The sequence below is a fragment of the Haloarcula pelagica genome (genome assembly GCF_030127105.1).
Classification (GTDB): domain Archaea; phylum Halobacteriota; class Halobacteria; order Halobacteriales; family Haloarculaceae; genus Haloarcula; species Haloarcula pelagica.
In genome coordinates, this window is record NZ_CP126161.1 from 3,501,350 (window position 1) to 3,514,642 (window position 13,293).

Sequence of the window (13,293 nt, forward strand, 5' to 3'; positions counted from 1 at the left end):
TACAGACACTTATGAGTGCAGCCAGCGGCATCACGATGGCCTCCATGTCCACGTACGCTATCTTGGGGTGTGGGAGCGTGGGGCATGCAGTGGCCGAAGAACTCGTCAACGAGGGCAAAGACGTGCTCATCCTCGATGCCGACGACGGTCGCGTGGAGGCGCTGCGCGACCAGGATCTCAACGCACAGCAGGCAGATATCGTCGAGGAAGATGTCGTCGGGATGGTCAGCGACCGGGATGTCGTCCTCATCATGTCGCCGGATGTCACCGCGAACGCAAAGGCGGTCGAGAACATCCGAGCCGCCGACGGCGACCAGTTCATCGTCGCGCGGGCCGACGATCCGGTCTCGGCCGACAAGCTGACGGAACTGGGTGCCGACGTAGTCATCAACCCGTCGGCGGTCATCGCGGACTCGGCGCTTCGGGCGCTCGAAACCGGCGAACTGGAGTACAAGGCGACACAGCTTGGCGATGTCATCGACGGGACCGAAGAGCGGATGGCGATCCTCATCCACCGCTCGCCGGACCCGGACTCGATCGCCTCCGCGGCGGCGCTTCGGGCCATCGCCGCGAGTCGTGACATCGATGCGGATATCATCTACGAGGGCGAGATCGGTCACCAGGAGAACCGCGCGTTCGTCAACCTGCTGGGCATCGATCTGGAGTCACAGGACTCGGTCGACCTCGACGACTACGACACGCTCGCGCTGGTCGATGTCGCGAAGGGCGGCGAGCCCATCGTCGAGTCGGTCGACATCGTGATCGACCACTACGAACACGAACACGAGTACGAACACGACGCCGCGTTCTCGGACATCCGACCGAACGTCTCCGCGACCTCGACGATCCTCACCAAGTACATCCAGGAACTGGACCTCACGCTGGATCAGACCGTCGCGACGGCGCTGCTCTACGGGATTCGAGCCGAGACGCTGGATTTCAAGCGGGACACGACGCCTGCCGATCTGACCGCCGCGGCGTATCTCTACCCGTTCGCCGACCACGACACGCTCGAACAGGTCGAGTCGCCGTCGATGTCACCGGAGACGCTCGATGTCCTGGCCGAGGCGATCCGGAACCGGGAGGTCCAGGGGAGCCACCTCGTCTCGAATGCCGGGTTCATCCGGGACCGTGACGCGCTCGCGCAGGCGGCCCAGCACCTCCTGAACCTCGAAGGGATCACGACGACAGCGGTGTTTGCCATCGCCGACGACACGATCTACTTGGCCGCACGCTCCAAGGACATCCGCATGAACATCGGGAAGGTGCTCTCGGACGCCTTCGGCGGGATGGGTGAGACAGCGGGTCACTCCACCGACGCCAGCGTCGAGATCCCGCTCGGGATCTTCACCGGGCTGGAGACCAACGACGACAACCGGGACACGCTGCTGGAACTGACAGAAGAGGCAGTCAAACGGAAGCTGTTCGAGGCGATGGGTGTCGACAGTTCGAGCAGCGAAGGCGGGAACGGGAACTAGGCTGCGACTTCTTCACTGTCGCTGTCGGAGTCGGCCGCCTGAAGCCGCTCGACGACATCGTTGACGATGACCACGTCGCCGACCGCCTGAACCCAGCGGTACGGGATGATGACACCGCGGGAACTTCGGGCCTGTTCGCCGAACAGTTCGGTGTTAAGCTGGTGGAGTGCCAGGCCCGTCACCGACTGGCGGTCCAGATCGAGACGGATGTCCTCGACTTCGCCGACGAACACACCGTTTTTCGAGTAGACTTCCCGCCCGACGAGCGTCGTGATCTCCTGTGGTACAGTCTCCGGGTCCATACGCAGGGACTTGTCCGGCCACCCCTTAAATGTTCTTTGCGGCGCCGGGAGCGTGGCAGACGGCCGTCGGACGCCTGAACGACGGGAGTCACCCGGTGGCAGTGATATCGCGGTGGACAGCAGCGTCCGCCAGAGCGGAATAGGCCCCGGCGGCCGCGTCCGTGAGGTCGTACGTGTCGTGGTAGTCGTCGGGGTCGCGCCCGCGACCGCTCGCCAGTCCGACCACGCGGGCGATGGTCTCGTAGTTGTCCCGGACCAGCGACCCGACGATTCCGGGCATCCCGGCTCGGTCAGCCAGTTCCTCCGCGGCGGCCCGGTCGGCGTACACCGTGCCCTCGTCGGTGTCGACCAGGACCATCGCGAACGGCGTCGCCCCGAACTGGGCGTCGAGAAAGCGCTGTGCCGGCTCGTCGTACCACGAGATCGCCCCCACGTCGTCGAGTTCTTCCAGGGCGCGCGCGGCCACGGAACAGTACGGGCATTCGCCGTCGTAGATCAGCACGGAAGCGAACGATGCCATAGCCGGCCGTAGGGACTCGACCGGCATAGGTCCGTCTCTCGCGCGGGTACCCACGCGCTTTTCCTCGTCGGGGCCGTACGGATGTCCGATGCGGGAGCTCTCGGCCTCGGTCGACATCCCAGTCCCACCGGAGACTGTCTGGAACGTCCTGACCGATGTCGAGGCGTATCCCCGATGGAACACGCTGTTGCGGATCGAGGGGGAACTCGCTCCGGGAGCGACGGTCGACGCACGGCTCTCGGTCCCCGGCCTCCCGACAGTGTCGTTCAGTCCGGAGATTCTGGCGGTCGACCCCGGACGCGAACTGCGCTGGCGCTCCGGACTACTGGGTGTCACCGCCGAGCACGCGTTCCTGCTGGAACCGCTCGATGGCGGGACCGGAACGCGGTTTACGCAGTACGAAGAGATCAGCGGTCCCCTCACCGCCCGAGTGGTCGATCGGCTGGCGAGACGGCTCCGCCGCGGATTCGAACAGATGAACGTCGGACTCAGGCGGCACGCGATCGCCGTCGCCGACACGTAGCGCCAGGCGTCAGCGGAGGTCGAGCTCGGTGTCGGTACACCGCCGCAGTCGGGCGTACGTCGAGTCGTCGACCGCGTCACGGACCAGCCCGTACACGCCACACAGCCCGTGTTCCCGGGCCTGTGTCGTCGTGTGATCGAGGAACCGGGCGACGCGCGCTTCGTCGGCGTACAGCAGGAACACGTTGAGGCTGTCGAACACGACCCACCCCAGCCCGTCGTCGAGGGCCTCGAACGCCCGTGACAGCCGCATACTCAGCCCGGTCAGGTCGTCGGGAACGAGCGGATCACAGACCCACATCGCACCGTCGTAGTCGGTCTCGGAGCCGGAGATCGGAACCTGGGCGACAGCGGAAAGCTCCGCACCGGCGGTCGAAAGCGTCTCTGCGATCTCGCTGGGTGCCGACGCCGAGACCACCAAGAGGTTGTCGTACGCGACGGGCGGGAGTTCACTGATCGGCGACTGCATGGTCGACACGGAGACCAGTGCTTGCGTGCCGCGATCGAGCCGTAAACCCCCTCCCGATGCAGCGTGGATGTCGTCGTTACTGCTCACCGTCCGTTCCCCTCACGTCGTCCGGTTCCCACCCGGTTATCCCCACCCATCGATGGCATTGAACTGTCCTTGGGAGCAACCTCCATGTGTCGGGTTATATCTCTTTCGCCACCGCAAGGCTCATCGTGTCCGTGTGTAATGGTCACGCATGCCGTCGTTGGTGGTTCACTACGCGTTCGTCGGGCTCCTGGCCGCGACACTGCTGGGCGCGGCGTTCGACAGGCGCTCGTTGTTGCTCGCGCTGGCCGTGGTCACGTTCCCCGATATCGACTCGTTCATCGCACTGTTCTCGGAGGTCGGTCACCGGGCGGCACTGACGAACCTCGTCATCCCCGCGATGCTGGCCGCTCTCCTCGTGATCGACCTACACGTCCGGGAAGAATCGCTGATCCGAGCCCGCTGGGGGGCCTACGGGGTCAGAGTGGCGTGGTTCTGTGTGTTCGTCTACGCGGTCGGACACGTCCTGTTCGACGCTGTCAGCGGTGGCGCGAACCTCCTCTGGCCGATCCACGACCAGTTCTATCAGTTCAGGGGACGGCTCGAACTGTCTACCCAGCGGGGGATCGTCCAGACCTTCGTCGAGACGGGCACGAGCGGGGGGTCCGGTGGGGGAAGCGGCGGTTCCGGTGGCGGCGGGCTGCCGACGCCCAACGCGATGGGGAACAGCAGCGAGATCCAGATGGACACTGCGGTCGATCCGGACCCGTCGGGGACGGCGGACGGTCCCGTCGACCGGATCTTCCCGGTCGCACGCGGGGGCTGGCAACTGTACCTCCTCGTCGTAGGGACGCTCGCGACCGCCTCCCGGTTCCTCGTCGGACACGACCTCCCCGAGGAGTGACTGCGGTTTCGGACCCTTCATGTGGGTCCTGGGCGAGTACGCATCTATGGGCTTTGAGGTATCTCGACGACTCAGTGCCGCCGACACGGTGACGCTCGTCAACGCCGTCGTCGGATTCGTCGCCGGCGCCGTCGCGTTCACCGACCTCCATCTCGCAGCACGACTGCTCTTGCTCTCGGTGATCACGGATGCGCTCGACGGGATCGTCGCCAGGGAAGCCAGGGGTCGGCGGTCGGCCCGCTGCTCGACTCGATCACCGACGTTGTCTCGTTCGGTGCCACGCCGAGCCTCTTCGTCTACGTCCTCCTCACCCGATACTTCGGGGACATTACCGAAACCGGGATCGCGGTGGGTCTCGCGATCACGCTCGTCGCATCCGCGTACGTGGTGTTCTCCATCGTCAGGACGGCCTTCTACGAGACGTACATCGACAGCGCGGACGGGCGGCCGGGGATGCCCAACTCGCTCGGTGCGATCGTTCTCTCGACGGCGTACCTCGGCGGGGTCCGACAGCCGGTCGTCTTGGCCGGCGCGATGCTCGTCTTCTCGGTCGCCATGATCGCGCCCTTCGACTACCCCAAACCCGGCCCGAGACACGTCACGCCGGTCGGCGTGGTGCTCGCGATGGCCGTGCTCGTTCCCGACGCGCTCTATCGCTTCGGGCCACGAGCGGTGTTGGTGATCGCCCTCCTGTTTTTCCTCGCCGGCCCGCGGTACTACTGGGCAGATTGACGCCGAGTCGGGCCCGCCGGTTCCTGCTTGCCTCTCCGCTGCCACCACACTCATACTGGTCGCAAGCGTAGTGTGAACCGCAATCAATCGCTTGTTTTCGAATCGCCGCACGTGGGGGGAAGAACTGGCGAAAGATTTATATAGTTATCAAACTTACCTTTGGTTAGGATGAATACAGAACAGCAGCTATTCGACGAGACGCCCCTCCGCCGGTTCGAGTACGACGACAGTGTCGTGCTCGCGGCGGACGTGGGTGCTGTCGGCGACGCTTCGGTCGACGTGGTCGACGGCACTGTCATCGTCGTTGCCGGTGACGAGCAACGTGAGTTGGAGGTGCCCGACGAGGACGCACGAGCGTTTATCAACCACGGCATCCTCACTATCGAACTGTCACCCAGCGAGGAGGACAACTGATGAAACTCACCGTCAAACCCCTGAAACAGAAGGACGCGGGCCGCGGACTCGCGGCGATCGACCGAGCCGCGATGGCCGAGATGGAGCTAGAGAACGGCGACTACATCGTCCTCAGCGGACAGCAGAACAACCGCGCGGTCGCGCGAGTGTGGCCAGGCTACCCCGAGGACGAAGGTAACGGGATCGTCCGGATCGACGGCCAGCTTCGTCAGGAGGCCGGCGTCGGGATCGACGACGGCGTGACCGTCGAGAAGGCCGACGTACAGCCCGCAACCAGCGTCACCGTGGCGCTGCCTCAGAACCTCCGGGTCCGTGGCAACGTCGCCCCGATGATCCGGAACAACCTCAGCGGGCAGGCCGTCACGCAGGGCCAGACGGTCCCCGTGAGCTTCGGTCTCGGGCCGCTCTCCTCGATGTCCGGCCAGAAGATCCCGCTGAAGATCGCCGAGACCGAACCCGCGGGGACGGTCGTCGTCACCGACTCCACCGAGATCCAGGTCAGCGAGAAGCCCGCCGAGCAGATCCGCGGCGCCGAGGGCGAGGCCGGTCGCGAGACCCCGGACGTGACCTACGAGGACATCGGTGGCCTCGACGACGAACTCGAACAGGTCCGGGAGATGATCGAACTGCCGATGCGCCACCCCGAACTGTTCCAGCAGCTCGGCATCGAGCCGCCGAAGGGCGTCCTCCTGCACGGCCCGCCGGGCACCGGGAAGACCCTGATGGCGAAAGCCGTCGCCAACGAGATCGACGCGTACTTCACGACCATCTCCGGCCCGGAGATCATGTCGAAGTACTACGGCGAGAGCGAGGAACAGCTCCGTGAGGTCTTCGAGGAGGCCGAGGAGAACTCGCCGGCGATCGTCTTCATCGACGAGATCGACTCCATCGCGCCCAAACGCGGCGAGACGCAGGGCGACGTGGAACGCCGCGTCGTCGCCCAACTGCTCAGCCTGATGGACGGGCTCGAAGAGCGCGGGCAGGTCATCGTCATCGGTGCGACCAACCGCGTCGACGCTATCGACCCCGCACTGCGCCGCGGTGGCCGCTTCGACCGCGAGATCGAGATCGGCGTCCCGGACAAGGAGGGCCGCAAGGAGATCCTGCAGGTCCACACCCGCGGGATGCCCCTCTCCGAGGAGATCGATCTGGCCGGCTACGCCGAGAACACCCACGGCTTCGTCGGTGCCGACCTCGCGTCCCTGACCAAGGAGGGCGCGATGAACGCCCTGCGTCGCATCCGGCCGGAACTCGACCTCGAATCCGACGAGATCGACGCCGAGGTGCTCGAACACTTAGAGATCACCGAGAAAGACTTCAAGGAGGCGATGAAGGGGATCGAACCCTCCGCGCTCCGGGAGGTCTTCGTCGAGGTGCCCGACACCACCTGGGAGTCCGTCGGTGGCCTGGAGGACACGAAAGAGCGCCTCCGCGAGACGATCCAGTGGCCCCTGGAGTACCCCGACGTGTTCCGGTCGATGGACCTGGAAGCGGCGAAAGGCGTCCTCCTGTACGGGCCGCCCGGCACCGGGAAGACGCTGCTGGCCAAGGCCGTCGCCAACGAGGCCCAGTCGAACTTCATCTCGGTGAAGGGGCCGGAACTGCTGAACAAGTTCGTCGGCGAGTCCGAGAAGGGCGTCCGTGAAGTGTTCAGCAAGGCCCGCGAGAACGCCCCGACGGTGGTGTTCTTCGACGAGATCGACTCGATCGCGACCGAGCGCGGGAGCGGTCAGACCGACTCCGGCGTCGGCGAGCGCGTCGTCAGCCAGTTACTGACCGAACTCGACGGGATCGAGGAGATGGAGGACGTGGTCGTCGTCGCGACCACGAACCGACCGGATCTCATCGACGACGCCCTGCTGCGGCCCGGACGGCTGGACCGCCACGTCCACGTCCCGGTGCCCGACGAAGACGCGCGGCGCGCGATCTTCGAGGTCCACACCCGAGACAAGCCTCTGGCCGACGACGTGGATCTGGACCGCCTGGCCCGGCGGACCGAGGGCTACGTCGGTGCCGACATCGAGGCCGTCGCCCGCGAGGCGTCGATGGCCGCGACCAGGAGTTCATCCACAGCGTCGACCCCGAGGACATCGGCGACTCCGTCGGGAACGTGAAGGTCACGGCCGAACACTTCGAGGCAGCCCTCGACGAGGTCGGCCCGAGCGTCACCGAAGAGACCAAGGAACGCTACGCCGAGATCGAGAAGCGCTTCGACACCGCGGCCCCCGACATGGAAGAGGACAAGGTCGGCCGGACCTTCCAGTAGGTCCCTCCCTCGACCGGCTCTATTTCAATTCTTCTACTGCGCTGTTTTCGTACTGCACTGTTTTCCACTGCTTCCGCGTGTCCGGAACCGTTCGATAGCGACGGCCCTGGAGCGCAACGCCCTTGCCCCCACACTCCCGAGACCCGTCCATGCAGGCCACGGCACGGAACCACGTCGGGAAGCTAACGGGGCTGCTGACTGCGGTCTCGCTCGCGCTCGTGTTCGGCGCGGTCGGGGGTGTGATCCCCCAGCGACTCCTACCGCGTGCCCCGGAGACAGTCGTCGCGGCGATCCCCCACGTCAACGCGGCCATCAGTGCGCTCGCGATCGTCACGATCGTCGCCGGAATCCGTGCGATTCGTCGCGGCGACATCGACCGACACCGGCAACTGATGCTGACGACGTTCGGGCTGTTCGGGGCCTTCCTCACGCTGTACCTCTATCGCGTCGTCTTGGAGGGGCCGACCGACTTCACCGGCCCCGCGGCCGTCGAGACGTACGTCTACTTCCCGGTGCTGGGAATACACATCCTGCTCGCGATCCTCGCGATCCCGCTTGTCTACTACGTCCTCCTGCTGGCCGCCAGCTACCCCGTCGGGCAACTACGCGAGACGAACCACCCGCGTGCGGGGAAGGCGGCCGCGACGCTGTGGCTGATCTCGTTTTCCCTGGGGATCGTCGTCTACGCGATGCTGTACGTGTTCTGGTGACTACGACTCCCACTCCGCCCGGAGCAGGCCGAACCAGTGTGTGTCGCGCCACTCGCCGTCCAACCGCCAGTCCCTCCGGTGTTGCCCCTCTCGGGTGAAGCCCAGTCGTTCGAGAACCGCCACCGATCGGTCGTTGCCCCCGACCACGCGGGCCGCCCACTTCCGAAGCCCACGCTGGTCGAAGCCGTACGCGACCAGGCGGCTGGCCGCCTCCGTCGCGAACCCCTGATTCCAGGCGTCCGGGTCCAGCCAGTACGCGAGTTCGGCCGTCCCCTGCTCTGGTTCGTGGTCTGTCATGGCGACCAGGCCGACCCGGTCCGTCCGCTGCTGGACCTGCCCGGGGTCGTCGGTGTCCGCGTCGACACAGATCAGGAGGTGGACCGACTCCCCGTCGGCGAGTGTGTCCTCGTAGAACGTCTCCATCTGCTCGCCCGTCATCGGCTGTGGGTACGTTCCCCACCCCCACACCCGCTCGTCACAGAACACTGACTGCATCCAGTCGAGGTCCTCACGTTCGGGCGGCCGGAGGGCTGTCCGCTCGGTTTCGATGAAGGCAGGGCTCGGCATACAGTGGGCGGTGTAGTGGCAGCCGCTAAACGGTTTGGCTCGGTCCGGGGCGGCTCAGGGCCCGCGGGTCAGTTTTTCCCCGCTCGCGTTCGAGGGCTGCTCACGATGTTCGCGCCCCTCGTAGTCGTCGGCAGGTGCCGCCGACCCACCGATATCCGGTCGGACGACATCCCGATCCGTCTCCTCGCCCTCGATGTCGTAGGGGTATTCCCCGGTGACACAGCCGAGACAGAGGTCCGTCTGGCTCGTCTCCAGCGTCTCGGCGATGGCGTCGATGGAGAGATAGGACAGCGAATCGGACTCGATCTCGTCGCGGATCTCCTCGACGGACTGGTCGCCGGCGATGAGTTCGTCGCGGGAGGCCATGTCGATGCCCATGTAACAGGGCGCGACGATTGGCGGCGCACCGATCCGGACGTGGACCTCCTCAGCGCCGGCGTCCCGCAGGAGGCCGATGAGCTGTGTCGAGGTGGTCCCGCGGACGATCGAGTCGTCGATGATGGTCACTTTCTTGCCCTCGATCGTCGACTTGATCGGGTTCAGTTTCAGCCGGACGGCCCGCTCGCGCTCGTCCTGGGTGGGCATGATGAACGTCCGCCCGACGTAGCGGTTCTTCATCAGGCCCTCGGCGAACTCGATGTCGGAGCCGTCGTCTTGCGCGGCCTCGGCGTAGCCAGAGGCGAACGCTCGCCCGGAGTCGGGGACCGGGAGGACCACGTCGGACTCGACGCCCGACTCCTCCCAGAGTTTCCGCCCCAGTTCCCGCCGGACTTCGTAGACCAGGCTCTCGTCGATGGTCGAGTCCGGGCGGGCGAAGTAGACGTGCTCGAAGAAGCAGTGGGCCGTGTTCTCGCGCTCGATGAGCTGGTAGGTGTCGTACCCCGTGCCGTCAGGGTGGAGGACGACCAGTTCGCCCGGGCGAACGTCCCGGACGAGTTCGCCGTCCAGCGTGTCGATGGCGGCCGACTCGGAGGTGAGGACGTAGCCGTCCTCCAGTTCACCGATACACAGCGGACGGTTCCCTTCCGGATCGCGCACGCCCAGCACCGTCTCGTCGTGCATGATCGTCAGCGAGTACGAGCCGTGGATGCGCTCCATCGTCCGCTTGACCGCGCGCACCAGGTCCTCTTCAAGGAGGTTCCGTGCGAGGTCGTGGGCGATGACTTCGGTGTCGCCGTCGGAGGTGAACGCGTGGCCCAGATCGGCCAGTTCGTCGCCGATCTCGTCGGCGTTGACGAGGTTGCCGTTGTGCGAGAGGCCCAGCGACCCCGACTTGAACGACACCGAGAACGGCTGTGCACAGCAGGCGTTGACGCTGCCCGCCGTCGGGTACCTGACGTGGCCGATCCCGTTCGAGCCGTTCAGTGATTCGAGGTCACCGGGGCCGAAGGCGTCGCCGACGAGACCCATCTCGACGTGGCTGTGTTGCTGGAAGCCGTCGTGGGTGACGATGCCGGCCGATTCCTGGCCGCGATGCTGGAGGGCATAGAGGGAGTAGTAGAGGGGACGGGCGGCGTTTCGATCCCGAAGCGAGATGCCGACAACGCCGCACTTCTCGTGCATGGATTGTGGGCCTTATTCGCCAGCTTTCGACTGCCACTCGTAGTCTCGTCGCTTCGCCGACTTGCCGAAGCCACACGACGAACAGACCTTCTTCTTTACGTGATACGACTTCTCGCCACACCGGCGACACTTCGTGTGTGTCGTGGTGTTTTTCTTGCCTTGAGAGGGGGTTCCCTTGCCAGTCATGGGTTAATCGAGACGACGTTATCCCCGCGTATAATCGTTGTGTCTTCGTCTTCGATCACGAGGTTCATGTGCTGATCGTAGCCCGAGAGCTCTCCGGTGAAGATCTCGCCGCCCTTGAGTTGTACGGTAACTTCCTCACCGAGCGACGCTTCGAGCACGTCCAACGGTCGACCACTCATGTTCGGGAAGGATAGTGACGGGCGCTTAAACGTACCGTTTGCGCGCCCCGCTACACCTCGACACTGAAGGGAGCGTACTCGTCGGCACGAACGGCGAAGCCAGCCATGAGGTCGGCGGCCGCGTCGAGGTCGTCGGGATCGATCACTTCGACGGGCGTGTGCATGTAGCGGTTCGGGATGCCGACGTTGACCGAGGGGATACCCCCGCGGGCGGTGTAGAAGGCGTCGGCGTCGGTCCCCGTTCGGAGGCCGGTCGCCTGCAACTGGATGTCGAGGTCGTCGGCCGCGCCGGTCTCTCTGAGCGCCTCGACGAGGACGGGGTGGTTCGCGCTGCCCCGAGAGACCGCGGGTCCCGCCCCCAGGTCGACGCCCGTCGAGCGGTCGCTCGGCGTGTCCGGGGAGTCGGTCGCGTGCGTGACATCTGCCGCGAGGACCGCGTCCGGTGCCAGCTCGAACCCGACCATCTTCGCGCCCTGGAGGCCGACCTCCTCTTGGACCGTCGAGACGGCGTGGACCGTCACGTCGGTGCCGCGCTCGGCCGCTCGCCGCAACCCTTCTGCGGCGGCCCAGATGCCGACCCGGTTGTCCATCCCGCGGGCCGAGAGGCGGCCGTTGGCCAGTTCACCGATCGTCTGGGTGAACGTCACCGGGTCCCCGCGGTCGACCAGTTCCTCGGCTTCGTCGCCGTCAGTCGCGCCCACGTCGACGTGTTGCTCGGCGATCTCCGGGACTTCGCCGTTCCCGTTTTGCTCCCGGAGGTGGATCGCCGTCTGACCGACGACGCCCGACACCGGGCCGTCGGCGCTGTGGATCGTGACGTGTTGGCCCCGCGAGACCGTCTTGTCCGACCCGCCGATCCGCGAGAGGCGGAGGAAGCCGTCGTCGGTGAAGTCCCGGACCATGAACCCGATCTCGTCGCCGTGGCCGGCCAGGGCCACCGAGGGTTCGCCGCCCTCGACGGTCGCGACGGCGTTGCCGTAGTCGTCGACGGTCACGTCGTCCGCGAACTCACTGACGTAGTCGATCCAGACCCGCTGACTGTCGGTCTCGTAGCCCGAGGGGCCCGGCGTCGACAGCAGCGATTCGAGGAACGCGCGTCGGTCGTCGTCCATGGCCACCCGTTGCGCTGTCGCCGGTATGAATCATCCGGAAAAGAGATAAACCACGCCCGTGTAGCTCCTCGTGTATGACGAAGATCACGTTCTTCGAACTCCACCTCGACGGGTCGGAGTTCACGGCGAACGCACCGGGGAGCGGACAGAGCGAGACCGACGAAGAGTCGACGGCGACCGAGACGGACGACTCGGGCGCGAATCCGCTGGCTGCGCTCGTGGGCCTGGCGGTCCTCGTCGGCCTCGCCGTCGCCGCGAAGAAACTGCTGGGCGGTAGCGACGAACTGCCGTCGGTCGAAGCCGAGGAGTGACGCCACCGGGGAGAAGGCCTATCCCGGTCGCCCCCGTCTTGCGGGTATGGGCCTGTATCATAGCGTCCGTGCCGTCGCCGGGGCGTCCGGCGACGGTCCGATCGACTGGGCCGCCGTCGCAGAAGCCGCCAAGGAGTCGACCGAGCCGGGCGATCTGACCGTCTCCGACGCCGAGCGGACCGGCTACGCGACCGACGTGCGGGACGCACGCGACCGGGTCCGGGCGGTCGGCGAGATCGACTTCGACCTCCCGGAGACCGTCGAGATCCAGCACCGCCACCACTGGATCGACGCCAACGTCGAGACGTTCAAGCGGGTGATGGCACCGATCGAACAGCAGGCCGACCACATCCCCGGTATCGCCCGGATCGTCAACACCGGGTCGATGGCTTTTGCCTCTCCTTCCTGGCCAACAACGTCCTCGGCCAGTACGACCCGCTGTTGCTGGCCGACGGCGACGAGCACGCGCTGTACTTCGTCCGGCCGAACATCCGCCGGGTCGCGGACCAACTGAACGTCGACGGCGACCGGTTCCGCCGCTGGATCGCCTTCCACGAGGTCACCCACGCCGCCGAGTTCGGCGCCGCGCCGTGGCTCTCCCAGCACATGGAAGACGCGATGGAAGAGGCCGTCCAGAATCTCTCGGGCGGCAGCCTCGACCGCGAGTCGCTGGGCGAACTCGACACGACGATGACCGCCGTCGAGGGGTACGCGGAACTCCTGATGGATCGGGCCTTCGACGACGAGTACGACGACCTGCGAGCGAAGATCGACGCCAGGCGGCAGGGTCGAGGCCCCATCGCCGAACTGGTCAGAGAGCTGCTGGGCATGCGGATGAAACGCCAGCAGTACGAACGCGGGAAGGCCTTCTTCGACACCGTGGCCGACGCACGCGGCGTCGCGGCGGCGGGACGTGTCTGGGAGTCACCGGACAACCTCCCGACCGACGCCGAGATCGAGGACCCGCAGTTGTGGATCGACCGGATCGACCCCTGAGAGCTACCGGCCGCCGATGGAGGTGTGTCTACACCTGA

15 protein-coding genes and 2 pseudogenes are annotated in these 13,293 nt (G+C 66.0%); 9 read left to right on the forward strand and 8 right to left on the reverse strand.

What is annotated here, in order from left to right; translation table 11 throughout:
- Positions 1-11 precede the first annotated feature (11 nt).
- A complete protein-coding gene (locus P1L40_RS18550) occupies positions 12-1,478 on the forward strand; it encodes a DHH family phosphoesterase (RefSeq protein ID WP_284009211.1) in 1,467 nt (488 codons plus the stop codon).
- Here P1L40_RS18550 and P1L40_RS18555 read toward each other — a convergent pair.
- Both P1L40_RS18555 and P1L40_RS18560 read right to left on the reverse strand, forming a co-directional pair.
- Positions 1,475-1,780, reverse strand: coding sequence for a PRC-barrel domain-containing protein (locus tag P1L40_RS18555; protein WP_284009213.1), 306 nt, complete (start codon positions 1,778-1,780; stop codon positions 1,475-1,477). The two genes, P1L40_RS18550 and P1L40_RS18555, sit on opposite strands and share 4 nt — an antisense overlap.
- 88 nt (positions 1,781-1,868) lie before the next feature.
- Entirely contained in the window at positions 1,869-2,300 is a 432-nt protein-coding gene (locus tag P1L40_RS18560; RefSeq protein ID WP_284009214.1) for a DCC1-like thiol-disulfide oxidoreductase family protein, read from the reverse strand.
- Between the two features lie 88 nt (positions 2,301-2,388).
- Here P1L40_RS18560 and P1L40_RS18565 point away from each other — a divergent pair, with 88 nt between their 5' ends.
- Entirely contained in the window at positions 2,389-2,823 is a 435-nt protein-coding gene (locus tag P1L40_RS18565; RefSeq protein WP_284009216.1) for an SRPBCC family protein, read from the forward strand.
- 9 nt (positions 2,824-2,832) lie between these two features.
- Here the strand turns inward: P1L40_RS18565 and P1L40_RS18570 are convergent, their stop codons facing one another.
- A complete protein-coding gene (locus P1L40_RS18570; protein ID WP_284009217.1) occupies positions 2,833-3,378 on the reverse strand; it encodes a DUF7504 family protein in 546 nt (181 codons plus the stop codon).
- 148 nt (positions 3,379-3,526) lie between these two features.
- Between P1L40_RS18570 and P1L40_RS18575 the strand changes: the two genes are divergently transcribed.
- The 5 genes and pseudogenes from P1L40_RS18575 (at position 3,527) to P1L40_RS18600 (ending at position 8,341) form a co-directional block, all read left to right on the forward strand.
- Entirely contained in the window at positions 3,527-4,219 is a 693-nt protein-coding gene (locus P1L40_RS18575; protein ID WP_284009219.1) for a hypothetical protein, read from the forward strand.
- Positions 4,220-4,567: 348 nt separating this feature from the next.
- Positions 4,568-4,951, forward strand: a complete 384-nt coding sequence (locus tag P1L40_RS18585; RefSeq protein ID WP_284011117.1) for a hypothetical protein — start codon at positions 4,568-4,570, stop codon at positions 4,949-4,951.
- Between the two features lie 168 nt (positions 4,952-5,119).
- A complete protein-coding gene (locus tag P1L40_RS18590) occupies positions 5,120-5,365 on the forward strand; it encodes a DUF7127 family protein (RefSeq protein ID WP_284009221.1) in 246 nt (81 codons plus the stop codon).
- Positions 5,365-7,631 (forward strand): annotated as a pseudogene (locus P1L40_RS18595) (CDC48 family AAA ATPase). Before P1L40_RS18590 ends, P1L40_RS18595 begins: the two are co-directional and overlap by 1 nt.
- A 149-nt stretch (positions 7,632-7,780) precedes the next feature.
- Positions 7,781-8,341 carry a DUF420 domain-containing protein gene (locus tag P1L40_RS18600; protein ID WP_284009223.1) on the forward strand — a complete coding sequence of 187 codons (561 nt, stop codon included), beginning with the start codon at positions 7,781-7,783 and terminating at the stop codon, positions 8,339-8,341.
- On the opposite strand, the gene P1L40_RS18605 is transcribed toward P1L40_RS18600, so the two are convergent.
- Genes P1L40_RS18605 through P1L40_RS18625 form a run of 5 tightly spaced genes read right to left on the reverse strand, consistent with a single transcriptional unit; the run spans position 8,342 to position 11,948 of the window.
- A complete protein-coding gene (locus tag P1L40_RS18605) occupies positions 8,342-8,908 on the reverse strand; it encodes a GNAT family N-acetyltransferase (protein WP_284009225.1) in 567 nt (188 codons plus the stop codon). It lies immediately after the preceding gene.
- A gap of 54 nt (positions 8,909-8,962) precedes the next feature.
- Entirely contained in the window at positions 8,963-10,471 is a 1,509-nt protein-coding gene (gene purF / locus P1L40_RS18610; RefSeq protein WP_284009227.1) for an amidophosphoribosyltransferase, read from the reverse strand.
- Positions 10,472-10,483: 12 nt separating this feature from the next.
- The gene (locus P1L40_RS18615) at positions 10,484-10,657 is read right to left on the reverse strand and encodes a 50S ribosomal protein L37e (RefSeq protein ID WP_284009229.1); all 174 of its coding nucleotides are present in this window, start codon (positions 10,655-10,657) and stop codon (positions 10,484-10,486) included.
- Positions 10,654-10,836: an LSM domain-containing protein gene (locus P1L40_RS18620; RefSeq protein WP_276221253.1), complete on the reverse strand. Its 183-nt coding sequence runs from the start codon at positions 10,834-10,836 to the stop codon at positions 10,654-10,656. The genes P1L40_RS18615 and P1L40_RS18620 overlap by 4 nt, the downstream gene beginning before the upstream one ends.
- A 50-nt stretch (positions 10,837-10,886) precedes the next feature.
- Positions 10,887-11,948 carry a M20/M25/M40 family metallo-hydrolase gene (locus P1L40_RS18625; RefSeq protein WP_284009232.1) on the reverse strand — a complete coding sequence of 354 codons (1,062 nt, stop codon included), beginning with the start codon at positions 11,946-11,948 and terminating at the stop codon, positions 10,887-10,889.
- Between the two features lie 74 nt (positions 11,949-12,022).
- Between P1L40_RS18625 and P1L40_RS18630 the strand changes: the two genes are divergently transcribed.
- Both P1L40_RS18630 and P1L40_RS18635 read left to right on the forward strand, forming a co-directional pair.
- Entirely contained in the window at positions 12,023-12,259 is a 237-nt protein-coding gene (locus P1L40_RS18630) for a hypothetical protein (protein WP_284009234.1), read from the forward strand.
- Positions 12,260-12,305: 46 nt separating this feature from the next.
- Positions 12,306-13,255: pseudogene (locus tag P1L40_RS18635) on the forward strand (zinc-dependent metalloprotease).
- Positions 13,256-13,293 lie beyond the last annotated feature (38 nt).

Bases quoted from the DNA above. Each gene is read 5' to 3' on its own strand.
- P1L40_RS18550 (WP_284009211.1), top strand. From the start codon at position 12: ATGAGTGCAGCCAGCGGCATCACGATGGCCTCCATGTCCACGTACGCT.
- P1L40_RS18555 (WP_284009213.1), bottom strand. From the start codon at position 1,780: ATGGACCCGGAGACTGTACCACAGGAGATCACGACGCTCGTCGGGCGG.
- P1L40_RS18560 (WP_284009214.1), bottom strand. From the start codon at position 2,300: ATGGCATCGTTCGCTTCCGTGCTGATCTACGACGGCGAATGCCCGTAC.
- P1L40_RS18565 (WP_284009216.1), top strand. From the start codon at position 2,389: ATGCGGGAGCTCTCGGCCTCGGTCGACATCCCAGTCCCACCGGAGACT.
- P1L40_RS18575 (WP_284009219.1), top strand. From the start codon at position 3,527: ATGCCGTCGTTGGTGGTTCACTACGCGTTCGTCGGGCTCCTGGCCGCG.
- P1L40_RS18590 (WP_284009221.1), top strand. From the start codon at position 5,120: ATGAATACAGAACAGCAGCTATTCGACGAGACGCCCCTCCGCCGGTTC.
- P1L40_RS18600 (WP_284009223.1), top strand. From the start codon at position 7,781: ATGCAGGCCACGGCACGGAACCACGTCGGGAAGCTAACGGGGCTGCTG.
- P1L40_RS18605 (WP_284009225.1), bottom strand. From the start codon at position 8,908: ATGCCGAGCCCTGCCTTCATCGAAACCGAGCGGACAGCCCTCCGGCCG.
- purF (WP_284009227.1), bottom strand. From the start codon at position 10,471: ATGCACGAGAAGTGCGGCGTTGTCGGCATCTCGCTTCGGGATCGAAAC.
- P1L40_RS18615 (WP_284009229.1), bottom strand. From the start codon at position 10,657: ATGACTGGCAAGGGAACCCCCTCTCAAGGCAAGAAAAACACCACGACA.
- P1L40_RS18620 (WP_276221253.1), bottom strand. From the start codon at position 10,836: ATGAGTGGTCGACCGTTGGACGTGCTCGAAGCGTCGCTCGGTGAGGAA.
- P1L40_RS18625 (WP_284009232.1), bottom strand. From the start codon at position 11,948: ATGGACGACGACCGACGCGCGTTCCTCGAATCGCTGCTGTCGACGCCG.
- P1L40_RS18630 (WP_284009234.1), top strand. From the start codon at position 12,023: ATGACGAAGATCACGTTCTTCGAACTCCACCTCGACGGGTCGGAGTTC.